At 73.2% G+C, this 25,233-nt stretch carries 19 protein-coding genes; 7 read left to right on the forward strand and 12 right to left on the reverse strand.

Annotated features, from left to right (window positions below):
- Positions 1-39 precede the first annotated feature (39 nt).
- Complete coding sequence (xylA, locus tag GV155_RS04340; protein ID WP_160005575.1) at positions 40-1,203, forward strand: xylose isomerase; 1,164 nt, start codon at positions 40-42, stop codon at positions 1,201-1,203.
- A 36-nt stretch (positions 1,204-1,239) separates the two neighbouring features.
- Positions 1,240-2,445 carry an ROK family transcriptional regulator gene (locus GV155_RS04345; protein WP_160005577.1) on the forward strand — a complete coding sequence of 402 codons (1,206 nt, stop codon included), beginning with the start codon at positions 1,240-1,242 and terminating at the stop codon, positions 2,443-2,445.
- Positions 2,446-2,524: 79 nt separating this feature from the next.
- Here the strand turns inward: GV155_RS04345 and GV155_RS04350 are convergent, their stop codons facing one another.
- The 6 genes from GV155_RS04350 to GV155_RS04375 all read right to left on the reverse strand — a co-directional run bounded on the left by GV155_RS04350 (position 2,525) and on the right by GV155_RS04375 (position 10,954).
- Entirely contained in the window at positions 2,525-3,763 is a 1,239-nt protein-coding gene (locus GV155_RS04350) for an ROK family protein (RefSeq protein ID WP_201300049.1), read from the reverse strand.
- Positions 3,764-3,773: 10 nt separating this feature from the next.
- Complete coding sequence (locus GV155_RS04355; RefSeq protein WP_160005579.1) at positions 3,774-5,066, reverse strand: sugar ABC transporter permease; 1,293 nt, start codon at positions 5,064-5,066, stop codon at positions 3,774-3,776.
- 27 nt (positions 5,067-5,093) lie between these two features.
- Positions 5,094-5,873, reverse strand: coding sequence for an ATP-binding cassette domain-containing protein (locus tag GV155_RS04360; RefSeq protein WP_160005581.1), 780 nt, complete (start codon positions 5,871-5,873; stop codon positions 5,094-5,096).
- Positions 5,874-6,043: 170 nt separating this feature from the next.
- Complete coding sequence (locus GV155_RS04365) at positions 6,044-7,132, reverse strand: sugar ABC transporter substrate-binding protein (protein WP_160005583.1); 1,089 nt, start codon at positions 7,130-7,132, stop codon at positions 6,044-6,046.
- 181 nt (positions 7,133-7,313) lie between these two features.
- Positions 7,314-8,357 carry a mechanosensitive ion channel family protein gene (locus tag GV155_RS04370; protein ID WP_160005585.1) on the reverse strand — a complete coding sequence of 348 codons (1,044 nt, stop codon included), beginning with the start codon at positions 8,355-8,357 and terminating at the stop codon, positions 7,314-7,316.
- Complete coding sequence (locus tag GV155_RS04375) at positions 8,354-10,954, reverse strand: bifunctional FO biosynthesis protein CofGH (protein WP_160005587.1); 2,601 nt, start codon at positions 10,952-10,954, stop codon at positions 8,354-8,356. The genes GV155_RS04370 and GV155_RS04375 overlap by 4 nt, the downstream gene beginning before the upstream one ends.
- 90 nt (positions 10,955-11,044) lie before the next feature.
- Between GV155_RS04375 and GV155_RS04380 the strand changes: the two genes are divergently transcribed.
- Positions 11,045-12,592, forward strand: coding sequence for an acyl-CoA synthetase (locus GV155_RS04380; protein ID WP_160005589.1), 1,548 nt, complete (start codon positions 11,045-11,047; stop codon positions 12,590-12,592).
- A 17-nt stretch (positions 12,593-12,609) separates the two neighbouring features.
- On the opposite strand, the gene GV155_RS04385 is transcribed toward GV155_RS04380, so the two are convergent.
- The 4 genes from GV155_RS04385 to GV155_RS04400 all read right to left on the reverse strand — a co-directional run bounded on the left by GV155_RS04385 (position 12,610) and on the right by GV155_RS04400 (position 18,252).
- On the reverse strand, positions 12,610-13,446 hold the full coding sequence (locus GV155_RS04385) for a class I SAM-dependent methyltransferase (RefSeq protein ID WP_160005591.1): 837 nt from the start codon (positions 13,444-13,446) through the stop codon (positions 12,610-12,612).
- Between the two features lie 424 nt (positions 13,447-13,870).
- Positions 13,871-15,019, reverse strand: a complete 1,149-nt coding sequence (locus GV155_RS04390; RefSeq protein ID WP_160005593.1) for an acyl-CoA dehydrogenase family protein — start codon at positions 15,017-15,019, stop codon at positions 13,871-13,873.
- Positions 15,020-15,094: 75 nt separating this feature from the next.
- Positions 15,095-16,126, reverse strand: coding sequence for an LLM class F420-dependent oxidoreductase (locus GV155_RS04395; protein ID WP_160005595.1), 1,032 nt, complete (start codon positions 16,124-16,126; stop codon positions 15,095-15,097).
- 50 nt (positions 16,127-16,176) lie between these two features.
- Positions 16,177-18,252 carry an acyltransferase family protein gene (locus GV155_RS04400; protein WP_160005597.1) on the reverse strand — a complete coding sequence of 692 codons (2,076 nt, stop codon included), beginning with the start codon at positions 18,250-18,252 and terminating at the stop codon, positions 16,177-16,179.
- A 200-nt stretch (positions 18,253-18,452) separates the two neighbouring features.
- Here GV155_RS04400 and npdG point away from each other — a divergent pair, with 200 nt between their 5' ends.
- The gene (gene npdG / locus GV155_RS04405) at positions 18,453-19,124 is read left to right on the forward strand and encodes an NADPH-dependent F420 reductase (RefSeq protein WP_160005599.1); all 672 of its coding nucleotides are present in this window, start codon (positions 18,453-18,455) and stop codon (positions 19,122-19,124) included.
- A 30-nt stretch (positions 19,125-19,154) separates the two neighbouring features.
- Here the strand turns inward: npdG and GV155_RS04410 are convergent, their stop codons facing one another.
- A complete protein-coding gene (locus GV155_RS04410) occupies positions 19,155-19,703 on the reverse strand; it encodes a YbaK/EbsC family protein (protein ID WP_236553970.1) in 549 nt (182 codons plus the stop codon).
- Positions 19,704-19,740: 37 nt separating this feature from the next.
- Between GV155_RS04410 and GV155_RS04415 the strand changes: the two genes are divergently transcribed.
- Positions 19,741-20,100 (forward strand): hypothetical protein, encoded by a 360-nt coding sequence (locus tag GV155_RS04415; protein ID WP_160005603.1) that lies wholly within the window; start codon positions 19,741-19,743, stop codon positions 20,098-20,100.
- A gap of 32 nt (positions 20,101-20,132) precedes the next feature.
- Positions 20,133-22,610, forward strand: coding sequence for a DNA helicase PcrA (gene pcrA / locus GV155_RS04420; RefSeq protein ID WP_160005605.1), 2,478 nt, complete (start codon positions 20,133-20,135; stop codon positions 22,608-22,610).
- Between the two features lie 75 nt (positions 22,611-22,685).
- Here the strand turns inward: pcrA and GV155_RS20390 are convergent, their stop codons facing one another.
- Positions 22,686-23,717, reverse strand: a complete 1,032-nt coding sequence (locus GV155_RS20390) for a M23 family metallopeptidase (protein WP_201300051.1) — start codon at positions 23,715-23,717, stop codon at positions 22,686-22,688.
- Positions 23,718-24,072: 355 nt separating this feature from the next.
- Between GV155_RS20390 and sucC the strand changes: the two genes are divergently transcribed.
- A complete protein-coding gene (gene sucC / locus GV155_RS04430) occupies positions 24,073-25,233 on the forward strand; it encodes an ADP-forming succinate--CoA ligase subunit beta (protein ID WP_160005607.1) in 1,161 nt (386 codons plus the stop codon).

A 25,233-nucleotide genomic window follows, 5' to 3' on the forward strand; every position in this document is an offset into this window, starting at 1 on the left:
CCCCGACTCCAGCACCAGCACCGACCGAGAGGCAGACCCATGAGCATCCCCACCCCGACCCCCGAGGACCACTTCTCCTTCGGCCTGTGGACCATCGGCTGGCAGGGCCGCGACCCCTTCGGCGAGGCCACCCGCCCCGCGATGGACCCGGTCCACGCGCTGGAGAAGCTGGCCGAGCTGGGCGCGTACGGCGTGAACTTCCACGACGACGACCTGATCCCCTTCGGTGCCGACGACGCCACGCGCGACGGCATCCTGGCCCGCTTCCGCCAGGGCCTGGCCGACACCGGCCTCGTGGTCACCACGGCCACCACCAACCTGTTCACCCACCCGGTGTTCAAGGACGGCGGGTTCACCTCCAACGACCGCGCCGTGCGCCGCTTCGCGCTGCGCAAGGTGATGCGCAACATCGATCTCGCCGCCGAGCTCGGCGCCAAGATCTACGTCTGCTGGGGCGGTCGTGAGGGTGCCGAGTACGGCGCCTCCAAGGACGTCGGCGTGGCCCTCGACCGCTACAAGGAGGGCTTCGACCTCCTGGGCGACTACGTCACCGAGCAGGGCTACGACATGCGCTTCGCGATCGAGCCCAAGCCCAACGAGCCCCGCGGCGACATCCTGCTGCCGACGGTCGGGCACGCCCTGGCCTTCATCGAGGAGCTCGAGCGCCCCGAGCTGGTCGGGGTCAACCCCGAGATCGGGCACGAGGAGATGGCCGGGGTCAACGCGGCCGCCGGCTACGCGCAGGCGCTGTGGTCCGACAAGCTCTTCCACATCGACCTCAACGGCCAGAACGGTCCCAAGTTCGACCAGGACCTGCGCTTCGGCGCCGGCAACGTGCGCGGTGCCTTCTGGGTCGTCGACACGCTGCTCGCCGGCGGGTACGACGGGCCGGTCCACTTCGACTTCAAGCCCGCCCGCACCGAGGGCGAGGACGGCGTCTGGGCCTCGGCCGCCGGCTGCATGACCAACTACCTGGTGCTGCGCGACAAGGTGCAGGCCTTCCGTGCCGACCCGGAGGTGCAGGAGGCCCTCGAGGCCGCCCGCGTGCCCGAGCTCGCCGTGCCGACCCTGGCCGAGGGCGAGACCTGGGCGCAGCTGCGCGAGGAGGCCGACCCCGACGTCGAGGCCCTGGCCGCCCGCGGGATGGGCTTCGAGCGTCTCGACCAGCTGGCGCTGGAGCACCTCTACGGCGTGCGCGGCTGACGGTCGGACGGTCGGACGGGCGGGAGCGCGGGAGTGGTGGCCGGCGGCGCGGGCACGACCGAGGGCCTGCGCCGGGCCAACACCTCCGTGGTCCTGCGGTCCCTGCGTGACCACGGGCCGGCGAGCCGGGCGGCGCTCGCCGCCCGCACCGGCCTGTCGAAGGCCACGGTCGGCGTCATCGTCGCCGGCCTCGAGGCGGCCGAGGTGGTCGCGCCGGCGTCCGCGGAGGTCCCCCCGGCCCGCGGGCGCCCCAGCCGGCCGGTGGCCCTGACCGGGCGGGACCACCTCGGCGTCGGGTTCGAGCTCAACGTCGACTACGTCGCCGCGTCGGTGGTCGACCTGTCCGGCCACGAGCGGCTCGCCACCACCCGGCCCGTCGAGCGTGGTCGCGGCCTGGCCGACCTCGGCCGCCTCGCGGGCGAGGTCGCCGACACGCTGAGCCGCTCCGGCGGCGGTGCCGGAGGGGCCCGGGTCGTCGGAGCCACCGTCGCCCTGCCCGGCCTGGTCCGCGGCGACGAGCGCACGGTCGCCTGGACCCCGAACCTGCACCTGCCCGACGACGAGCCGGCCCGCACGGTCTCCGAGGCGCTCGGGGACACCCTCGGCAGCGGCGTCACCGTGCGCGTCGGCAACGACGCCGACTGCGCGGCGCGGGCCGAGGCCCGTCACGGCGCCGCGCAGCAGGTCGGGCACGCGCTCTACATCACCGGCACCGTCGGCATCGGCGCCGGCATCCTCGAGGACGGCCGGCCGCTGCGCGGGGGAGCGGGCTTCGCCGGCGAGGTCGGCCACCTGCCCCTCGCCGGCCCCGACGCCCGGTGCGGCTGCGGGCGCACCGGCTGCTGGGAGGCCGCCGTCGGCCTGCACGCCATGCTCGCCGCGGTCGGGATGCCCGAGCTCGAGACGCCGCTGGCCTCGGCGGAGGCGGTCGCCGTGCGCGCCCGCACCGACGCGGGCGTACGCCGGGGGCTCGCGCAGGTGGGCCACGAGCTGGGCGTGGGGCTGTCGGTCCTGGTCAACGTGCTCGACCCCGAGGTCGTGGTGCTCGGCGGCTACTTCGCGGTGCTCGGCGACGACGTGCTCGACCCGGCGCGGGTCGCCCTCGACGCCCTGCTGGCCTCCCCGGTGCAGGTCCGCCCCGAGCTGCGGCCCGGGCGCCTGGGGATCGCCGCCGCGGCCCTGGGCGCGGCGGAGCGGTCGCTGGAGCCGGTGTTCGCGGGCGAGGTCGCGCTGCTCGCCTGAGCAGGCCGCGGGACGTCATCCACCCGGGTGCCTGGCCCGAGCACGTGGCGCATGACGTCCCGGGCGGTGCCTCCGGGCGCTAGCCCGCGAGGCGTACGGAGGCCTCGGCCAGCGACGACTGCAGCCCCGCCACGGGGTCGGCCAGCAGCGGCTCGAGCGCCATCTCGGCCGCGCCGAGCAGGATGGAGTCGGCGCCGAGGCCCGGCTGGGAGAGCACCAGCGACTCCAGCGGCGCGGGCAGCGTCCGGGCGTGGATGCCGGCGGCGATGTCGCCGGGGACGAGCCGGTGCAGCGCACGGAAGTACCCGCCGAGCACGACGACCTGGGGGTTGAAGGCGTTGACGATGCCCGAGAGGCCCTCGCCGAGCTGGTGCCCGATCCGGTGCAGCGCCGGCGGCGGGGTGGCGTACCCGTCGAGGACGTCACCCAGGGAGCCGACCGCGTCCGCGGGGCAGCCGATCGCCTCGGCGATGGCGTGCGCGCCGACCTCGGTCTCGAAGCAGCCCCGGCTGCCGCAGTGGCAGTCGCGACCGTCGGGGTCGAAGACCATGTGGCCGACCTCGCCGGCGTACCCGCCCGACCCCTCCAGCCGCTGACCGCCCGCGACCACGCCGGCACCGACACCGACGTTGCCGGAGACGAAGATGAGGTCGTCGATCCCGACGCCCACGCCGCGCCCGTGCTCGGCCAGCGCGCCGAGGTCGGCGTCGTTGGCCAGCGAGACCGGCACGTCGACGCCGAGCGCGGCGAGGATGATCGACCCGGGGGAGACGTCGACCCAGCCCAGGTTCGGCGCCAGCCGGACGAGGCCGTCGCTGCGGCGCACGAGGCCGGGGACGCTCATCCCGATCCCGGCCAGCGGTGCCCCGGTCGGCGCGCCCCGGACCACCCGGCGCACGAGCGCGGCGATGCCGGCGCCCACCTGCCAGGCCTCGGCGTCGGTGTCCACGGGTCCGCGGACCCGCTCGTGCACGACGCCCCCGAGACCGACCCGCGCCACGACGACCTGGTCGACGCCGAGGTCGACCGCCACGACGTACGGCCCGGCCTCGGCGAGGGCCACCCGGGGCGAGGGGCGACCGGCGCCCCGTGCCCCGCCCGGGCCGGCCGGGGCCGAGCCCACGGTGACCAGCCCGAGCGAGGTGAGCTCGGTGACCAGGCCGCCGATGGTGCTGCGGTTGAGGCCCATGGCCGCCGTCAGCTCCGCGCGCGAGGTCGGTCCGCCGAGGTGCACCTGGCGCAGCATCGTGGCCAGGTTGTGCCGGCGGACGCCCTCCTGGTTGGTCCCCGTGCCCGTGCGCCGTGGTGCGGCGTCCACGGCCACGGGACTAGATCCCGGCGGCCGAGCGACGGCGGCGCGAGATGGCGTCGACGCTCGCGGCGAGGAGCAGGACCCCGCCGGTGACCAGGTAGTTGATGAAGGAGGCCTGGTTGAGCAGGCCCAGGCCGTTGGCGATGGTCGCGATCACGATGCCACCGAGGACGGCGTCGAGCGCCCGGCCCTTGCCGCCGAAGAGGCTGGTGCCGCCGATGACCGCGGCGCCGACCGCGTAGAGCAGCACGTTGCCGCCACCGGAGGCGGTGGAGACCTTGCCGGTGTAGGACGACTGCACGATGCCGCTGATGGCGGCCATCGAGGAGCAGATGACGAAGGCGTAGACGCGCATCCGGAGCACGTTGATGCCGGCGCGACGGGCGGCCTCGGCGTTGCCGCCGACGGCGTAGAGGTGCCGGCCGAACGCGGTGCGGTTCAGCACGAACGTCCACAGGATCAGCAGGACCACGACGACGGGGATGACGTAGGGGATGCCCGCGATCGGGAAGACCGGGTTGAGGCTGCGGTTGATGTTCAGCATCGCGGTCAGGCCCAGGATGACCACGGCGACGACACTGATCTTGATCAGCACGACGCTCATGGGGTCGTGCTGGAGGTTGTTGGCGACCTGGCGACGCTGGCGCAGCAGGCTGCCGGCGGCGAAGGCGAGGGTGAGCAGCACCGCGGCCACCCAGCCGGCGGCGACCGGCACGTTCTCGATGGTCAGGCCCCGGATGACGGGGTCGGCGACGCGGACCGAGCCGCCCTCGCCGATCATGTAGAGGATGACTCCCTGGAGGCCCAGGAAGAAGGCCAGCGTCACCACGAAGGACGGGATGCCGAGCCGGGAGACCAGCTCTCCGATGATCAGGCCGATCAGGGCGCCGACCGCGATGGCGGCGAGCACCGCGACGTACCACGGCAGGCCGCGGTCGACGATGAACTGGGCGGCGACCGTGGCGGCGACGCCGCCGGCCACGCCGGCGGACAGGTCGATCTCGCCCAGCAGCAGGACGAAGACCAGGCCCATGGCGAGCAGGCAGATCGGGCCTGCCTGGACGGCCAGGTTGGCCATGTTGAGCAGGGAGAAGAACTCGTCGCTGGCGAGGCCGAAGACGACCAGCAGGACCACGAGGCCCAGGATCGCGGGCAGCGAGCCCATGTCGCCGCCGCGCAGGCGGCCGACGTAGTCGCCCACCGAGTCGCGCAGCGTGGCGGCCGATCGGTTGTCACCGGCGAAGTCGCCGGTGGCCATCTTGTCGCCGCCCTCGGGGGACGTGCGCGGGGTGGTCGGGGTGGTGCTCATCGGGTTCGGCCTCTCCGGTTCGGGCGGTCAGACGGTGGCGGTGGCGGGGTTGTCGCTGATGCCCAGCGACCCGCTGCGACCGGCGGTGATCAGCTCGACCACCTGGCTGTTGTTGACGTCCGAGGTGGCGACGTCGGCGGCCACACGGCCGAGGTAGAGCGCGGTGATCCGGTCGGCGACCTCGAAGACGTCGCCCATGTTGTGCGAGATCAGCACGACGCCGAGGCCGCGGTCGGCCAGGCGCCGGACCAGGTCGAGGACCTGGCGGGTCTGGGCCACGCCGAGCGCGGCCGTCGGCTCGTCGAGCAGCACGATCCGGGAGTTCCAGAGCACGGCCTTGGCGATCGCCACGGTCTGGCGCTGTCCGCCCGACAGGCTCGCGACGGACTGGCGCACCGACTTCACGGTGCGCACCGAGAGGGAGGCGAGCGTCTCGCGGGCCCGCGACTCCATCTCGGTCTCGTCGAGGACCAGGCCCTTGCGGGTCTCGCGGCCGAGGAACATGTTCTCGACGATGTCGAGGTTGTCGCACAGCGCGAGGTCCTGGTAGACGACCTCGACGCCGAGCTCGGCCACGTCGCGGGGGCCGTGGACCTCGACCTGCTTGCCGTCGTAGATGTAGTCGCCGTTGTCACGGCCGTAGATGCCGGCGACGACCTTGACGAGGGTCGACTTGCCGGCGCCGTTGTCGCCGACGAGCGCGGTGACCTGGCCGGGGTAGACCGAGAAGTCCACGTCGTGGAGGACGTGGGCGTTGCCGAAGCTCTTGTTGACCCCGCGCAGCTGCAGGAGTGGTTCGGTGGACATGCGTGGTTCCTCCGGTCGTGCGGGGACGGGCGGTGCTGGTGCGGTGGTGGTGGTGGTGCGGTGGTGCGTCGGCTGGAGTCGGGGGCGTGGCCTCGCGGTCGGCGGTGGCCGACCGCGAGACCCACCCTCGGACCTCAGCTGAGCCGCGGCTGGCGGTCAGCGGAGCGGCATCAGGAGATGCCGTTCTCCTCGCAGAGCTGGGCGAACTCGCCCGCGCAGACGTCCTCGACGGTCTGGCCGCCGTCGTCGATGACGTCCTGGACGTTGTCGATGGTGATCGAGACCGGGTCGAGCAGGACCGAGGGGACCTCGCGGCCGCCGTCGACGTCCTCGGTGGTGCCGTTGGTCTCGGCCTCGTCGCCCTGGGCCAGCGCGATCGCGACCTCGGCGAGAGCCTCGGCCTCCTGCGTGGCGGACTTGTAGACCGACATGCACTGGGTGCCGGCGAGGATGTTCTGCAGGCCCTCGACGGTGGCGTCCTGACCGGTGACGGGCACGTCGCCGGCCGCACCGTTCTTCTCCAGGATCGAGATGGCGGAGCCGCCGAGACCGTCGTTGGCGGCGTAGACGCCCTGCACGTCGCCGTCGGCCTGGGTGTAGAGCTGCTCGAAGATCGTCACGGCCTGGTCGTTGTCCCAGTCCGGCACGGCCTGCTCGCCGGCGTTGGTGTAGCTGCTGTTCTCGTCGAGCACCGAGTGCGCGCCCTCGGAGAACAGGGTCGCGTTGTTGTCGGTGGGGGAGCCGTTGAGGTAGATGATGTTCGCGTCCTCGTCACCCAGGCAGTCCGCGAGGCCCTGGCCCTGCAGCTCGCCGACCTTGGTGTTGTCGAACGAGACGTAGTACTCGGCCGAGCCGCCCAGCGTGAGCCGGTCGTAGTCGATCGTCGAGACGCCCTGGGTGGCGGCCTTCTCCTGGATCGCCGCACCCGAGTCGGAGTCGAGGTTCACGATGGCCAGCACGGTGACGCCGCTGGCGACCATGCCGTCCGCGATCTGCGCCATGGTGTCGGCGCTGCCCTCGGCGTTCTGGATGTCGTACTCGACGCCGGCCTCCTCGAAGGCCGCCTCGAGCGCCGGGCGGTCCGCGGACTCCCAGCGCACCGACGACTTCGTGTCGGGCAGGATCACGCCGATCTTGCCCTGCGACTCGCTGCTGCTGCCGCCGTCGCTGGCGCTGTCGTCCGAGTCGCTGCCGCACGCGCCGAGCGCGAGTGCCAGACCGACCGTGGCCATCATCGCCAAACCCTTGTTTCGCTTCACGCGAACCGCCTCCTCGCGGGTACCCGTGTCGGCTCTGGAGCGACACGCCTTTTGTTGTGTGGCACAACATATGAGCGTGGCGGCCGTCACGTCTACAGGCACAAAGTCCATGTTTCGCAACTGTTACCTCCGCAGGGACCTGCGGGACAGGCAGGACTTAAGTTGGTCGGGACAACAAAGGTCACGCGTCCTCGGTGCGATCCACCGTCAGTCGCTGGCGGGGCAGACCGGCCGGGTCGTGCGTCCGGGCCCAGCGCAGCAGCTCCTCGCGCACGTGGCAGCGCAGGTCGAAGAGCAGCGAGGCGTCCGCGGCGGAGACCAGCACGCGGACCCGTGCGAACCCGCCGACGGCGTCGGTGACCTGGAGGACCTGGGTACGCCCGTCCCACAGGTCGGTGAGGGGCAGCACCCGCTCGAGCTCGCGGCGCATGCCGTCGGTGTCGACACCGAAGTCGAGGTCCATCTCGACGACGCCGAGCAGCTCGGACCCGTGCCGGGTCCAGTTCTGGAACGGCGTGGTCGTGAAGTAGGTGCAGGGCAGGACCATCCGGCGGTCGTCCCACAGCCGGACCACGACGTAGCTGAGCGTGATCTCCTCGATCCAGCCCCACTCCTCCTCCACGATCACCGCGTCGTCGAGACGGATCGCGTCGGAGAACGCCAGCTGCATCCCGGCGAAGACGTTGGCCAGCGTGCTCTGGGCGGCCAGGGCGGCCACCACCGAGATCAGGCCGGCCGAGGCCAGCACGCTCGCCCCGACCGCGCGCACCCCCGGGAAGGTCAGCATCACCGCGCCGACCGTCACCAGCACGACCACCGCCACGGTGACCCGGCGCAGGATCAGCACCTGGGTGCGCCGGCGGCGGGCGACCCGGTTGTCGGGGACGTCGGTGCGCGCGCCGATCAGGGCGAGGTCGCCGAGGAAGAGCAGCACCACGCCGACCAGCCAGGCGACCGCGACGATGGCCAGCACCCGCCCGGCGTGCGTGGTGGCCTGCCACCACAGCTCCTGCCGCTCCCCGCGCACGCCCGCGACCACCCCGTTCAGGGCGAGCACCAGGACCAGCACCCGGAACGGCACCCGGGCGGCGTGGACCAGGCGGCGGCCCGGCTCCCAGCGACGCACCGCCAGCCGGGCCAGCAGCTCCACGACGACGACGGCCAGGAGGGCGCCGAGCAGTGCCCCGCCCAGCGCCAGGGCCAGCTCGGTCCGGGTCAGGCTCATGGGTGGCAGTCTGCCGGGTCGGCGACGGCCGGGTCGGCGACGGCCGGGTCAGCGATGTACAGCGTGGTCCGCTCCCGGACCGGGCGACCGATGCCGGCGCCGATCTCCACCAGCTCCGCGACGGTCTTGGCCGAGCCGTGCTCGGAGCCGGCCATCCGGCTGATGGTCTCCTCCATCAGCGTGCCGCCCACGTCGTTCGCGCCCGCCCGCAGCATCGCGCGGGTGCCGTCGACACCGAGCTTGACCCACGAGGTCTGGATGCTGTCGATCCGCCCGTGCAGCAGGATCCGGGCCATCGCGTGCACGGCCAGGTTGTCGCGCAGGGTCGGGCCGGGGCGGGCCACCCCGGCCAGGTAGATCGGGGCCGAGGTGTGCACGAAGGGCAGCGGCACGAACTCGGTGAACCCGGCCGCGCCGTGCTCGCGTGCGGCGTCCTGGACCCGCGAGAGCACCCGCAGGTGGCTCACCCAGTGCCGCGGGTGGTCCACGTGGCCGTACATCATCGTCGAGGTCGTCGGCAGGCCGACGCGGTGCGCGGTGGAGACCACGTCGACCCAGGTGCGGGTGGGCAGCTTGCCCTTGGTCAGCACCCAGCGGACCTCGTCGTCGAGGATCTCCGCGGCCGTCCCGGGCAGGGAGCCCAGGCCGGACTCGCGGGCCTTGATCAGGAAGTCCTCCACGCTCAGCCCGGTGCGGGCGGTGCCGTTGACGACCTCCATCGGCGAGAAGGCGTGCACGTGCATCTCGGGCACCCGGCGGCGCACGGCCGCGGCGAGGTCGAAGTAGGCCGAGGCCGGCAGCTCGGGGTCGATCCCGCCCTGCATGCAGACCTCGGTGGCGCCCAGGTCCCACGCCTCGGCCGCGCGGTCGGCGACCTCGTCCAGGGTCAGGGAGTAGGCGTCGGCGTCGGTGCGCCGCTGCGCGAAGGCGCAGAAGCGGCAGCCGACGTAGCAGACGTTGGTGAAGTTGATGTTCCGGTTGACCACGTAGGTGACGTCGTCGCCGACCACCTCGCGGCGCAGGTCGTCGGCCAGCCGGCAGACCTCCGTGAGCAGGTCGCCCTCGGCGGTCATCAGGGTCAGCGCGTGCTCGTCGGAGAGCCCGCCGGGGTCGGCCTCGGCCGCGGCCAGCGCCTCGCGGCCGTGGGCGTGCAGCACGACGGGTCCGCCCGCGGAGGCGGTGGCGGCGTCGGCCACCGAGCCCCAGTCGCCGTAGACGGTGTCGAAGTCGGCGCGGCGGTCCTCGGTGCGGCCCTCGGTGTCGACCGCGGTGTGGAGGTCGGTACGCCCGGAGCCGGCCCCGGGGCCGGTGAACCCGCCGTCCGGCTCCTGCCAGGGGCGACCCACGGGGCGTACGCCCGGCACCGCGAGGCCGTCGGGCCCGGCCAGTGCGGCCACGTGGCCGGCGACCCGGGGGTCCAGCCACGGCTCGCCGTGCTCCAGGGCGCCACGGACCTGCTCGGGGTGCACGGTCAACCGGGCGCGCAGCTCGAGGCCGGCGTCGGCGGTCAGCTCCCGCAGCCGCTCGAGGCTGGGCCAGGGGCGTTCGGGGTTGACGTGGTCGGGCGTCAGCGGCGAGACGCCGCCCCAGTCGTCGATGCCGGCGTCGAGCAGGGCCCGCGCCTCCTGCGCCGACCCGGCGTGGTCGACCAGGTTCGGCGGGGCCTGGACCCGGGCACGGGGACCGAGGACGAGCCGGGTGACGGCGACGGCGGCGAGGTGCTCGTCGAGGTCGACGTCGTCGACGTGGCGCATCGCGGTGTCGGGCTTGGCCCGGAAGTTCTGGACGATGACCTCCTGGACCGAGCCGTAGGCCCGGGAGACACGGCGCAGCGCGAAGATCGTGTCCGCGCGCTCCTCGAGGGTCTCGCCGATGCCGACGAGCAGGCCCGTGGTGAACGGGACCGAGAGCCGACCCGCGTCCTCGAGCACGCGCAGCCGCACCTCGGGGTCCTTGTCGGGCGAGCCGAAGTGGGCCAGCCCGCGGGTCTCGTGCAGCCGCCGCGAGGTGGTCTCGAGCATCATGCCCATCGACGGCGAGACCGGCTTGAGCCGGTTCATCTCCTCCCACGACATGACGCCGGGGTTGAGGTGGGGCAGCAGCCCGGTCTCCTCCAGCACGCGCACCGCCATCGCGCGCACGTAGGCCAGGGTCGAGTCGTAGCCCTGCTCGTCGAGCCAGGCCCGCGCCTCGGGCCAGCGGTCCTCGGGCCGGTCGCCGAGGGTGAACAGGGCCTCGAGGCAGCCCAGCTCGGCGCCCCGGCGGGCCAGGTCGAGGATCTCGTCGGGGGAGAGGAACAGCGGCTCGTCGGCCCGCTCGAGGTGGCCCGGGGTGGTCACGAAGGTGCAGTAGTGGCACCGGTCGCGGCACAGCCGGGTGACCGGGACGAAGACCTTGGGGGAGTAGGTCACCACGCCCGGGCGGCCCGCGGCGACCAGGCCGGCGTCGCGCACGGCGGCGGCCGCGCGGCACAGCCGGTCGAGGTCGTCGCCGGTCGCGGCGAGGAGCACGGCCGCCTCGGCCGGGTCCAGCGCGGCGCCACGCTCGGCTCGCGCGAGAGCCCGTCGTACCTGCTGGGGCGTGGGGCGATCGCTCATCGCGACCACGGTATCCCGGGTCCCCGGGCCGCTGACGCGCGACCGGTCCCGGTCCTGGCGCACGGACGTGACGCGGGGCACACTGCGCGCATGTACCCGGGAACCTGGGCGGCCCTCCACCCCGACAAGCCGGCGCTCGTGATGGCGGGGTCCGGCCGCACCCTGACCTATCGCGAGCTCGACGAGCGCAGCGCCCGTCTCGCACGGCACCTGCACGAGCGGGGCCTGCGCACCGGCGACGTGGTGGCGCTGGTCAGCGACAACACGCCGGAGGCCTACGAGGTCTACTGGGCCGCGCTGCGCTCGGGCCTCTACGTCACCGCGGTCAACCACCACCTGACGACCGAGGAGGCCGCCTACGTCGTGGAGGACTGCGGGGCCCGGGCGCTGGTGGTCTCGGCCACGGTCCCGCGCACGCCGCAGGAGCTCGCCGGCCGGCTCGGAGGGGTGCAGGAGCGGCTCGCCTTCGGCGGCGAGGTGCCGGGCTACGCCGACTACGAGGCGGCGCTGGCGGCCTCCTCGCCCGAGCCGCTGCCCGAGCAGCCGCACGGCGACGACCTGCTCTACTCCTCCGGCACCACCGGGCGTCCCAAGGGCGTGAAGCCGCCGCTGCCGGCGATCGCGGTCGACGAGCCCGGCTACCGCTACGTCAGCCTCTTCGGCACCCTCTACTCGTTCACCGAGGACAGCGTCTACCTCTCGCCGGCGCCGGTCTACCACGCGGCGCCGCTGCGCTTCGGTGGCGTCGTCCACGCCACCGGCGGCACCCTGGTGATGATGGAGCGCTTCGAGCCGGAGGCGTTCCTGCGGGCCGTCGAGGAGCACCACGTCACCCACACGCAGTGCGTGCCGACGATGTTCGTGCGCCTGCTGAAGCTGCCCGCGGAGGTCCGCGCCGCGGCCGACACCTCCTCGCTGCGCGTGGTCGTGCACGCGGCGGCGCCGTGCCCGGTCGAGGTCAAGCAGGCGATGATCGACTGGCTCGGACCGGTCGTGGAGGAGTACTACGCCTCGACCGAGGCCAACGGTGCGACCTGCCTCGACACGGCCCAGTGGCTGGCCCACCCCGGCTCGGTCGGCCGGGCCCTGCTCGGCACGATCCGCGTCGTCGGCGAGGACGGTGCGGAGGTGCCGACCGGGGAGGTCGGGACCGTCTACTTCGACCGGCCTGAGTTCGAGGGCGCCCCCTTCAGCTACCACAACGACCCGGAGCGGACGCGGGCCACGCAGCACCCCGACCACCCCACCTGGACCACGGTCGGCGACCTCGGCCGCGTCGACGAGGAGGGCTACCTCTACCTGACCGACCGCAAGGCGTTCATGGTCATCTCGGGCGGCGTCAACATCTACCCGCAGGAGGTCGAGGACCACTTCAGCCTGCACCCGGCCGTGGCCGACGTGGCCGTTCTCGGCGTCCCCGACGACGACCTGGGCGAGCGGCTGGTGGCCTTCGTGCAGCCGTCCGACGACGCGACCCCGGGCCCCGACCTGGCCCGCGACCTCACCGACTTCGCCCGTGAGCGGATGGCCGGCTACAAGGTCCCGCGGGAGTTCCTGTTCCGCGACGCGCTGCCCCGCACGCCCACCGGCAAGATGGTCAAGGGGCGACTGCAGGAGGAGTACGCCGCCGTCCGCTGACCGGCCGGGCCGGCGGCTCAGCCGGGTGCGACGGCCTGCAGCGTGTAGCTGTGCGGCAGCCGCTCCGGTCGGTCGACCAGGCGCATCTCGCCGCCGCCGACCGGCTCCATCTGCCCCGGCAGCGCGTCCCACGGGACGCTGTCGTGCTCGACGAGACCGGTGATCCGCAGGCCCTGGTGGAGCAGTGCGGTGACGATCTCGCCCAGCCCGTGGTTCCACTCGTGCGTCGTGGTGCTGGTGAAGACGTGGTCGGTCTCGACGTACGTCCCGCCGTCGTCCCAGACCATCGGGTCCGCGGTCTCGACGTAGGGCAGCTCGAGGGTGAGCAGCCCGTCGGGGCGCGGGTCGGGCAGCGCCCACAGGACGGGGTGGCCCTCGCGGAGGAAGAGCCGCCCGCCGGGGGCCAGCAGGCGCGCGACCACCTCGGCCCACCGCGCCACCGACGGCAGCCAGCACAGGGCCCCGATCCCGGTGTAGACGAGGTCGTAGGCGTGCTCGGGCAGAACGTCGGCCGCGTCGTGCACGTCGGCCCGGACGAAGTCGACGTCCGTCCCGGTCGCCCGCGCCAGCGCCCGGGCCTCGTCCAGCGAGGCGCCCGAGAAGTCGAGGCCGGTCATCCGCGCACCGAGCCTGGCCAGCGAGACCGTGTCGGTGCCGATGTGGCACTGCAGGTGCACCCCGCGCAGCCCGGCGACGTCACCGAGCCGGGGCAGGTCGAAGCGCACCACGCCCGACAGGAAGGTCGGGTCCTCGTGGAAGCGCGCCACGTCGTAGTCGGGCGAGGCCGCGTGCGCGGGCGCCCGCTCGTCCCACTGGGCCCGGTTCAGACGGACGTGCTCCGGCTCCTCGCTCATGCCGGCCACGCTGCCACACGCCGAGATGACGCTCGCGGACAGCCGAGATGACGCTCGCGGCGCGTCGAGATGACGGTTCCGGCGGGTACGCCGGGCTGGCTCCTCGTCGAGTCGTGGATCGGTGTCACCTGGTGGCACCAGATCGCGAGTCGAGGCGGTTCCTCGACCACCGGTCAGCCGGACCACGACGCCGTCCGGGACGTCCTCCCCGGTGCGGTGCAGCCGGACCACGAGGTCGCGCTCAGCCGGCTGCGACCCCCACTCGCCGTCGGTACGCAGGGCGAGCCGCTGCTCGAGCGTGCCGAGATCGACGTGGAGCACGAAGAGCCCGTCGAACAGGTCGACGAGGGTGGCGTGGGTATGGGAGCGGCCGGAGAAGAAGGTGGTGGCCGCGTCGCCGCAGCTCGTTGCGCACCCCCGTCGCTCAGATCCCGAGGCTGCGCCCGATGATCTCCTTCTGGATCTCGGTGGTGCCGCCGTAGATGGTCTGGATCCGGCTGTCGATGAACGCCTTGGCGATCGGGTACTCCGACATGTAGCCGTAGCCGCCGTGCAGCTGCACGCCGTGGTCCACCAGCTTGGTCTGCAGCTCGGTGGTCCACCACTTGGCCATCGAGGCCAGCGCCGTGTCGACGGTGCCCTCGTTCAGACGGGTCACGCAGTCGTTGACGAAGACGCGCGCGATGTGGACCTCGGTGGCCATCTCGGCGAGCAGGAAGCGGTTGTGCTGGAACTTCCCGATGGGGCGGCCGAACGCCTCGCGCTCCCGGGCGTACGCCAGGCACAGCTCAAGCACGTGCTCGCAGGCCGCGACCGCGATCGCGGCGATCGAGACCCGCTCCTGAGGCAGGTTCTGCATCAGGTAGACGAAGCCCTGGCCCTCCTCGCCGAGGAGGTTGGTCTTGGGCACGACGACGTTGTCGAAGAAGAGCTCGGCGGTGTCCTGCGCCTTGAGACCGACCTTGTCGAGGTTGCGGCCGCGCTCGAAGCCCTCCATCCCGCGCTCCAGGACCAGCAGGCTGATGCCCTGGTGGCCCGCGTCGGGGTCGGTGCGGGCGACGACCACGACCACGTCGCTCATCACGCCGTTGGAGATGAAGGTCTTGGAGCCGTTGACGACGTAGTGGTCGCCCTTGTCGACCGCCGAGGTGCGGATGCCCTGGAGGTCCGACCCGGCGCCGGGCTCGGTCATCGCGATCGAGGAGATCAGCTCACCGCTGACCAGGCCGGGCAGCCAGCGCTGCTTCTGCTCCTCGGTGCCGAGCGTGCTGATGTACGGCACGATGATGTCGGTGTGGACCGGGAAGCCGAGCCCGCTGGCCCCGACCTTGCTGATCTCCTCGGTCAGGACCATGTTGTAGCGGAAGTCCTTCATCCCGGCGCCGCCGTAGGTCTCGTCGACGTCGAAGCAGAGCAGGCCCTGCTCGCCGGCCTTGCGCCAGACCTCGCGGCTGACCTGGCCGTCCTTCTCCCACTGCGGGTGGTGCGGCACGACCTCGCGCTCGAGGAAGGACCGTGCCACCGCCCGGAAGTCCTCGTGCTCCTGGTCGTAGATCGAGGCGGTCTGGGGCATCGGGTCTCCTGGGGTCGGCCTGGATCAGCTGCTCGACCTCACTGTGACAGCAGAACTGTCAAGGTTCAAGGGTCCTCAGGAGACCCACTCCTTGAGCTGCCGGATCGTGCCGGCCGGGTCCTGCGTGGCGGGGGAGACCTGGAGGTTGGTGACGCCGGCCTCGCGGAACGCCTCGACCCGCTCGCGCACGTACGACGCCGGTCCGACCAGGTTGCCGGCCTCGAGCCAGGCGCGCGGCACCAGCGCCTCGGCCTCCTTCTTGTGGCCCTCGAGGTAGAGGTCCTGGATCTTCTCGGCCTCCTCCTCGAAGCCGTACTGGCGCGCCAGGTCGTTGTAGAAGTTCTTGCCGCGGGCGCCCATCCCGCCGACGTAGAGCGCGTAGGTGGGGCGCATCAGGTCGAGCAGGCCGTCGACGTCGTCGCCGATCGCGACCATGCCGCCGGCGCTGATCTCGAGCGGGCCGAGGTCGGCGGATCGCTTGGCGGTGCCCGCGGCGAGCGCGTCGCCCCACACGGCGTGGGCGCGCTCGGGCAGGAACAGGAACGGCAGCCACCCGTCGGCCACCTCGGCGGTCATCGCCACGTTCTTCTCGCCGAGGGCCGCGACCCACAGCGGTACGGAGGACCGCTCGGGCCTGGTCAGCAGCTTCAGCGGCTTGCCCAGGCCGGTGCCCTGGTCGGCCGGCAGGGGCAGGGTGAAGCTGCGGCCCTCGTGCACCAGCGGCTCACGGCGCAGCCCCATCCGGAGGATCTCGATGACCTCGCGGGTGCGGCCGAGCGGGCGCTCGTACGGCATGCCGTGGAAGCCCTCGACGACCTGCGGGCCCGACGCGCCCAGGCCGATCACGGCCCGACCGCCGGAGACGTTGTCGAGACCTGCAGCGGTCTGCAGCAGCGCGCCCGGGGTGCGGGAGTAGACGTTGAGGATGCCGGCACCGATCTCCACGGTCGTGGTGCGGGCGGCGAGGTAGCCCATCAGCGTCGGGGCGTCGAAGCCGTACGGCTCGGCGACCCAGACCGTGTCGAGACCCGCGGCCTCGAGCCCGGCGACCTGGTCGGCGGCCTCGCGGGGGTTGCCGGAGTAGACGAGAGGGGTCGAGAGCTTCACGGTTCTCCTGGGTGTCGTGGTGGTCCACGGCCCCGGCGCAGCGGCGAGGGTCAGTCCTCGAGCATGCCCAGGGCCGAGCCGAGCGCCTCGGCGAGCGAGGCGGAGTACTCGGTGGTCAGGTGGTCGGAGTCACGGTAGGACAGCGTGCCACCGATGACGGCCGGGCAGTCGCCCTCGAAGCAGAGCCACGACGTCGGGTCGACGACCTCGACGTCTGCGTCCTCGGCCGCCTCGACCGACACGTCGGCCAGGTAGGCCGAGCGCTCCTGCGGCTCGAAGGTGCACCGCTTCAGGGAGTTCTCGACGCTGAGGCAGGTGCCGGGGGCCTCCGCCGCCTTCGGCACGTCACGGATGAGCACGGTCCGCTCCGCGGTCCCGGCGAGGTCGGCGAACAGGTCCTCGTAACCGGCGTCCAGGAGCGGGGCGATGTCGTCGACCTCGGAGAGACGGGTGCCGGACTCGTCGAAGACGCCGTTGACCGGGGGGGAGGAGGCCACCACGACGAGGTCGGGGTCCAGGTTGCCCACCTGCTCCTGGGTCCACTCGTGGAAGTCGGTGCACTCGTCGAAGGGCGTGTCCTCCTCGATCGGCGCCACCACCACGTGGGCGGCCGTGCACTGCGACTTCACCAGGTAGTGCATCCGCCACCCGGCGGCCTGGGCGATCCGGTCGAAGGCGGGGATCCAGGCCCGGGCGTGGGAGTCGCCGACCAGCACCATGCTCCGATCGCCCGTGGGGTCACCGCGTTGGCACAGGTCGCGGACGTCGGTCCGGTAGTCGCACAGGCCCACGTCGGCGATGCTCTCGGGGAGGGCGTAGAGGTCCGGCGTCAGGTCGCTGGGCACCTCGACGTCGTCGCGCGCGGCCTCGACCGAGGCCTGGACGAGCGCCTCGACCTGCTCGGTGCTGGTGCCGGACGGGTCCGCGGTGATCGCCGGGTTGTCGCCGGACTCGCCGAACCTGCTCTCGGTCCAGGCCCAGGCGCCCGCGCTGGAGCCGAGCACCAGCACCAGGCTGACCGGGTAGAGGATCAGCCCGCGACGCACCTGGAGCCGCACCGCCGTCCGGCCGGTGCGGAACGGGGTCTCGACGAGGTGGAAGGTCGCCGCCGAGAGGAGCACGGTCGCGACGAGGGCGCCGGCCGTCTCGGCCGGGGCGAGCGTGCGGCCGAGCGCCTGCTCGGGCAGGACGAGCGCCGGCCAGTGCCACAGGTAGAGCGAGTAGGACCAGTCGCCCACCGTGCGCATGAACGGGTTGCCGAGGAGCAGGTCGGTGACCGGTCGGGCGCGGCCCGCGCCGGCCAGCAGGACCGCGGCGGTACCGAGCACCGGCAGCGCCGCGGCGTACCCCGGGAACGGCGTGCCGGGGGAGAACAGGACGACGGCCAGGAGCCCGGCCAGCAGGCCGGCGCCGGCGAGGAGCGAGGCCGAGGTCCGCGTGAGGTGCCGGGTCGTGCGGGCGGTGACCAGGGCGGCGAGGGCGCCGACGCCGAGCTCCCAGGCCCGGGTCAGGGTGGAGAAGTACGCCGCGGGCGCGTCCCCGGAGGTCTGCAGGACCGACCAGGCGAAGGAGCCGGCGGTCAGCACCACCAGCATGGCTGCGATCGCGCCCCGCGGTAGCGGGCGACCCGGGCGCAGGCCGCCGGCGGAGCCACGCATCGAGCGGGCCGCGCGGACCAGGGCCAGGCAGCCGAGCAGCAGCAGCGGCCACACGACGTAGAACTGCTCCTCGACGGCCAGGGACCAGTAGTGCTGGAGCGGGGAGGCGTCGACGTCGCGGCTGAAGAAGTAGTCGTCCTGGCGGGCGAAGTGCAGGTTGACGACGAACAGCCCGGCCCACAGGGCGTCCTCGACCAGGCTGCGGCCGTCCAGCAGGGGCAGGACCGCCAGCCCGGCGAGCAGGGTCGTCAGGAGCACGACGGTCGCCGCGGGCAGGATCCGACGGGCACGACGGGCCCAGAACCGGGTCAGCGAGACGCCGCGGCCGGCGGCGAGGTCCCGGTAGAGCAGGCCGGAGATCAGGTAGCCCGAGACGACGAAGAAGACGTCGACGCCGACGAACCCGCCCGGCAGGAACGGGACCCCGGCGTGCGCGACGACGACCGCGAGGACTGCGACGGCACGCAACCCCTGGACATCGCCGCGACTCGCCGTCGTGCCCCCCATGTCTCCTGCTCCGATCGACGCGCGGACGATACCAAGGTCCGGGACGCGCGCGTCCCGTCGTCGTCACGCCCGTGGGGGAGCGGGCGCGACGGGTGAGACGATACGGCCCCGTCCCCCGCGCACGCGACCCGCGCGCACCCCGTACGACACCGGAGGTCTCCGTGAGCCAGCACCGCATCGCCGTCGTCGGGGGGACCGGGCCCCAGGGCCGCGGCCTGGGCTACCGCTTCGCCCGCGGTGGGCACGACGTCGTCCTGGGCTCGCGCTCGGCCGAGCGGGCCGCTGCGGTCGCGGACGAGGTCCGTACCCGGCTCGACGGGGTCGGGGGTGCGGGCGAGGTGAGCGCCGCGTCGAACGAGGAGGCCTGCCGGGACGCGGACGTCGTGCTGCTCGCCGTGCCCTACGACGGCCACGACGAGCTGGTCGCGTCCCTGCCGCTGGTCGGCAAGGTCGTCGTCTCCTGCGTGAACCCGCTGGCCTTCGACAAGCGCGGCGCGCACGGTGTCGTGATCGACCACGGCCTCGGCTCGGCCGCGGAGAGCGCGCAGCGGCTGCAGCCGGACGCCACCGTGGTCGGGGCCTTCCACCACGTCTCCGCCGTGACGCTCTGGGGCGAGGAGGACTTCCTCGACGGCGAGGACGTCCTGGTGGTCGGGGACTCGCGCGAGGCCAAGGAGGTCGTGATGGAGATCGCCCGCTCGGTCACCTCCCGTCCGGGCGTCGACGCCGGCAAGCTGCGCCTGGCCCGCCAGCTCGAGCCGTTGACGGCGGTGCTGATCTCGGTGAACCGGCGCTATAAGACCCACTCCGGGCTGCGGGTCCACGGCCTGTAGGCCGTTCCTCGGGCGGCGCGGGCGGCGCGGTCAGCCGGCGAGGTCGGTGACGACCTCCGCCCCGGGCAGGTCGCCCAGCCGCGCGCCGGGCAGGAGCAGCTTCGAGCGGCGCACGCCCGAGCCGATGACGGCCACCTCGACGTCGAGCACCCGTGCGTCGAGGAGCAGCCGCCAGTGCGGGGGCAGACCGACCGGGGTGATCCCGCCGTGCTCCATGCCGGAGCCCTCGACGGCCCGGTCCATCGGCAGGAACGAGGCCTTGCGCACGTCCAGCATCCGGCGGACCACCCGGTTGACGTCCGCACGCGTGTCGGCGCGCACCAGGCAGGCCGCCACCCGCTCCTCGCCGGCGCGGGTGCCGCCCACGAGGACGCAGTTCACGCCGGCGGCGAGCGGGACGTCGTAGGCCTCGCTCATCGTCGCGGTGTCCGCGAGGTCGGGGTCGATCCCCACGACCCCGACCTGGGAGGCGGGCGGCCAGCCGACGAGGGCGGCGGCCACGGGGTCGGCGAGCAGGTCGGGACGGTCCAGGGCGGGCTCGCTGCGCAGCCGGCCGAGGACGGGGCTCGGGGAGGTCACGGGGCCATGGTGCCGTGCCGGCCCTACGCTCTGAGGCATGGAGACCCTGCGCCTGGTGCTGCTGTTCCTGCACGTCCTGGGCTACGCCGCCCTGATCGGCGGCCTGCTGGCGCAGGCCCGTACCCCGGAGAAGACGGTGAACGCGGCGATGCGTGACGGCGTCGGCACCGCCTTCGTGACCGGGCTGCTGCTCGTGGGCGTGCTCGAGGCCGGTGACGGGTCCGTCGACCACGTCAAGATCGGCGTCAAGTTCGCCGTGGGGCTGGTGCTGCTCGTCCTGGTGATGGCCAACACCCGCAAGGAGCGGATCCCGCAGGGCCTCTGGCTGGGCCTGCTCCTGCTGGCCGTCGCCAACGTCGCGGTGGCCGTGTTCTGGTCCCCGGTGCACGTGAGCTGACCGTCCGCGGCGCGGCCTAGGATGGGGCCACGATGACGATCCCCTTCCCCGGCCTCGAGCTGCCCGCCGGTGAGCCGGCCGAGAAGCCCCGGACGCCGCGGGGCCCGAGCCGCGAGGAGCTGCTCGCCGGGCTGAACCCGCCGCAGCGCGACGCCGTCGTCCACGCCGGTGCGCCGCTGCTGGTCGTCGCCGGCGCCGGGTCGGGCAAGACCCGGGTGCTGACCCGACGGATCGCCTGGCTGATCTCCGAGCGCGGTGCCCACCCCGGCTCGATCCTGGCGATCACCTTCACCAACAAGGCCGCCGCCGAGATGAAGCAGCGCGTCGAGGACCTCGTCGGCCGCCGGGCCCGGATCATGTGGGTCTCCACCTTCCACTCGGCCTGCGTGCGGATCCTGCGCAAGGAGGTCGAGCGGCTGGGCTACCGGTCGAGCTTCTCCATCTACGACGCCGCCGACCAGAAGCGGCTGATCGCGCTGGTGTGCAAGGACCTCGACCTGGACCCGCGCAAGCACCAGCCCGGGGCGGTGCTGCACTGGATCAGCAACCACAAGAACGAGCTGCGTGACCCGGAGCAGGTCGCGGCCGACGCGCACAACCACCTCGAGGAGCGGTACGCCGCGGCGTACGCGCTCTACCAGCGTCGCCTGCGCGAGGCCAACGCCCTCGACTTCGACGACCTCATCATGCTCACGGTCCACCTGATGCAGACCTTCCCCGAGGTGCGCGAGACCTACCGGCGACGCTTCCGCCACGTGCTGGTCGACGAGTACCAGGACACCAACCACGCGCAGTACTCCCTGATCCAGCAGCTCTGCGCCGACCCGCGTGAGGAGCCCCTGACGGGGGCCGCCGCGGCGGGTGCGGCGGAGAGCGCGGCCGAGCGCGTGCCGCCGGCCGAGCTGATGGTGGTCGGCGACGCCGACCAGTCCATCTACGCCTTCCGGGGCGCCGACATCCGCAACATCATGGACTTCGAGCAGGACTTCCCCGACGCCACCTCGATCCTGCTGGAGCAGAACTACCGCTCCAGCCAGACGATCCTGACCGCGGCCAACACCGTGATCGGCCACAACAAGGGGCGCAAGCCGAAGCGGCTGTGGTCCGAGGCCGGCGACGGCGAGCGGATCGTGGGCTACGTCGGCGACGACGAGCGCGACGAGGCCAGGTTCGTCTCCGAGGAGATCGACACCCTGGTCGACGCGGGCCTGCGCCCCGGCGACGTGGCGGTGTTCTACCGGACCAACAGCCAGTCGCGGGTGTTCGAGGAGGTCTTCATCCGCACCGGCCAGCCGTACCGCGTGGTGGGCGGCGTGCGCTTCTACGAGCGCCGCGAGGTGCGGGACGCGCTGGCCTACCTCCGGGTCCTGGCCAACCCCGACGACCAGGTCTCGCTCCGTCGGATCCTCAACACGCCGCGCCGCGGCATCGGCGACCGTGCGGTGGCCTGCGTGCAGGCGCTGGGGGAGCGGGACGGGCTGACCTTCTGGCAGGCGCTGCGCCGCGCCGAGCACGCCCCCGGCCTGGCCACCCGCTCGCTGGGCAGCATCCGCACCTTCGTGGACATGCTCGAGGAGCTCCAGTCGATGGTCGCGGCCGGCGAGCGCGCCGACGTGGTGCTGGAGACGGTGCTCGCCCGGTCCGGCTACCTGGTCGAGCTCGAGAGCTCCGACGACCCGCAGGACGAGACGAGGGTCGAGAACCTCGGCGAGCTGGTCGCCGTCGCACGCGAGTTCTCCGACGACCCGGTCGCCGGGCCCTCGGCCGACCCCGCCGACGTCGACGCCGGCCTGGTCGCCCCCGGGCTGGTCGACTTCCTGGAGCGCGTCGCGCTGGTCGCCGACGCCGACCAGATCCCCGACGCCCCCGGCGACGCCGAGGGCCGGGCGGCCGCCGCCCAGGCCGCCGCCGACGGCATGGTCACCCTGATGACGCTGCACACCGCCAAGGGGCTGGAGTTCCCGGTGGTCTTCCTGTCCGGCCTCGAGGACGGCGTCTTCCCGCACGCACGGTCCTTGGGCGACCCGACCGAGCTGGAGGAGGAGCGGCGCCTGGCCTACGTCGGCGTCACCCGGGCCGAGCAGCGCCTCTACGTCTCCCGCGCGCTCGTGCGCTCCTCGTGGGGCGCTCCCGCGCACAACCCGGCCTCCCGCTTCCTCGACGAGCTGCCCGTCGACCTCGTCGACTGGCGCCGTACCGAGGCGGCGCAGACCAGCTGGTCGCGCGCCGACCACGCCTCGGGCTCCCCGGCCGCGATGGGCCACCCGACCGCCGCCGGCCGCCGCAACTTCTCCTCCGCCGCGGCCCGCGCCGACGCCCGGTCCAAGGCCAAGCCGGCCCGCGAGGTCCCGTCGCTGCACCCGGGGGACCGAGTCGTGCACGACTCGTTCGGGATGGGCACGGTGGTCACCGTCGAGGGCGCGGCCGACCGGGCCGTCGCCTCGATCGACTTCGGCTCCGAGGGCGTCAAGCGGCTGCTGCTGCGCTACGCGCCGGTCGAGAAGCTCTGAGCGGCCGCGTCGCCGCGGCGTGTGCCTGACGACGCGCTCCAGCGCGTCCTCAGGCACGCGGCCCCGGATGTCGGATCAGGGGGTGAGGCCGTGGACCGACAGCGCGGAGTACGGGTCGACCGGGTCGCCGCCACCGGGGCGGACCTCGAGGTGCAGGTGGGGGCCGGTGACGTTGCCGGTCGAGCCGACGGTGCCGATGACCTGGCCGCTGGAGACGGTGTCGCCGACGCTGACGTCCATCGTGGTCTGGTGGCAGTACCAGACCTCGGTGCCGTCGTCGAGGGTCACCACGGTCTTGTTGCCGTAGGAGCCGTCGTAGCCGACGTCGGTGACCGTGCCGTTGGCCACCGAGGTGATCGGCGTCCCGGTGGGAGCGGCGAAGTCGAGGCCGGTGTGGTAGGTCGCCCAGAGGCCGACGTCGCCGTACTCGGCGGTGAGGCGGTAGCCGCTGGTGGGCAGCGACCACTGGTTCAGCGCGAGCTTCTCGGCCTGCTGCTCGGCCTGCGCGGCGAACTGCGCGAGGGCGGCGTCGCGCTGCACGGCCTGGCGCTCGGCGGCCGCGACGAGACGGTCCCCGGAGGCGGCCTGCAGGGCCTGGCGGCTGGAGTCGCGGCTGACCGTGGCGGTGGTGCGGTCACCGGAGGAGACGGCGCCGACCCCGCTGCTCCCACCGAGGGCGGTGGGTGCCTGCACGGTGCGGGAGGAGGCGCTGGTGGTGGTGGCCGCGTCGTCGGTGCCGCCCTGGGAGGCCGAGCTGGCGGCCCCGCCGAAGGCCACCGCGAGCGTGGCGACGCCGATGATCACCGGGCGGGGGCGCAACGCGCGCACCAGCGGGTGGCTGCGGCGCTCGCCGCGAGCGGCGCGGCGACGGCCGGCGGCCGTCACGACCAGCGGGGCGACCGGGGCGATCCGGGCGACCGGAGCCACCGGCAGCGTGACCGGCGAGACGGTCTCCGACAGCACCGGCACCTCGGCGGGCAGCTCGACGGGACCGGTGGCGGTCGTACGTCCTGCGACCCGGCGCCCGACGTAGGTCGACGACGCGGACGACTCGTCGGCGGTCTCGCCTCGCCGCGGCGCGCGTCGTTCTCCCCGGTGGTGGCCCATCGATGCGTGTCCCTCAGTCGGTGCCAGGTGGTCTGCTCCGCGGGACATCCGGTGGACGGCGTCCTGCACGCGGGCGTCAGGAGACCATAACGGACCGGTCACGGTGGCTCAAACCGGCGTCCACCGACCCGGGGTGACCCGCCACACCCCAGAGGGGGGCGCCGCTCGGCCGGCCCGTGCCGGCCCGCGCCTGGTGGGTGCGCGACCACCGGCGTACGCCCTGTGCCGTCGGTCACCCCGGCCACCGCGGGCCTCCCCGCGGTCGGTGGATGTGACTAGGGTGCCGGGGACACCCAGCGCGGGCGTACGCGCCCCAGGCTGGACGACGCATGACGCGAGGGAACGTGGTGGATCAGTGGATCTGATGGAGTACCAGGCGAAGCAGCTCTTCGCCAAGCACGGCGTGACGGTCACCGAGGGCATCGTGGCCACCACCCCGGAGGAGGCTCGTGCTGCGGCCGAGCAGCTCGGGGTCGTGGTCGTCAAGGCCCAGGTCAAGGCCGGCGGACGCGGGAAGGCCGGCGGCGTGAAGCTGGCCAGGACCCCGGACGAGGCCGAGCAGCACGCCTCGGACATCCTCGGGATGGAGATCAAGGGACTCACCGTCCACCGCGTGCTGGTCGCCCCGGGCGCCAGCATCGTGGACGAGTACTACTTCTCCTTCCTGCTGGACCGCTCGAACCGCCAGTACCTCTGCATCGCCAGCGTCGAGGGCGGCGTGGAGATCGAGGAGGTCGCCAAGACCAACCCCGACGCGGTCAAGCAGATCCCGATCGACCCGGGCACCGGCGTCGACGAGGCCAAGGCGCGCGAGATCGTCGCCGAGGCCGCCTTCCCGGCCGAGCTGGCCGACCAGGCCGTGGACATGGTCCTGGCGCTGTGGAAGGTCTTCGTCGAGGAGGACGCGACCCTGGTCGAGGTCAACCCCCTGGCCCGCCTCGAGGGCGACGTCCTCGAGGCGCTCGACGGCAAGGTGTCCCTCGACGAGAACGCGGAGTTCCGCCACGAGGACCACGCGTCCTTCGAGGACAAGGAGGCCGCCGACCCGCTCGAGGCCAAGGCGAAGGCCAAGGGCCTGAACTACGTCAAGCTCGACGGTGCCGTCGGCATCATCGGCAACGGCGCCGGGCTGGTCATGTCCACGCTCGACGTGGTCGCCTACGCCGGTGAGGCGCACGGCGGCGTCACGCCGGCCAACTTCCTCGACATCGGCGGCGGCGCCTCGGCGCAGGTCATGGCCGACGGCCTCGACGTGATCCTCGGCGACGAGCAGGTCAAGAGCGTGTTCGTCAACGTCTTCGGCGGCATCACCTCCTGCGACGCCGTGGCCAACGGCATCGTCGGCGCCCTCGAGATCCTGGGCGACGACGCCACCAAGCCCCTCGTGGTGCGCCTCGACGGCAACAACGTCGAGGAGGGCCGCCGGATCCTGGAGGAGAAGAACCACCCGCTGGTGACCCTGGTGGAGACGATGGACGGTGCGGCCGACAAGGCCGCCGAGCTGGCGAACGCCTGA

Origin of the sequence: Nocardioides sp. AX2bis (assembly GCF_902506435.1) — a bacterium.
Taxonomy (GTDB): Bacteria; Actinomycetota; Actinomycetes; order Propionibacteriales; family Nocardioidaceae; genus Nocardioides.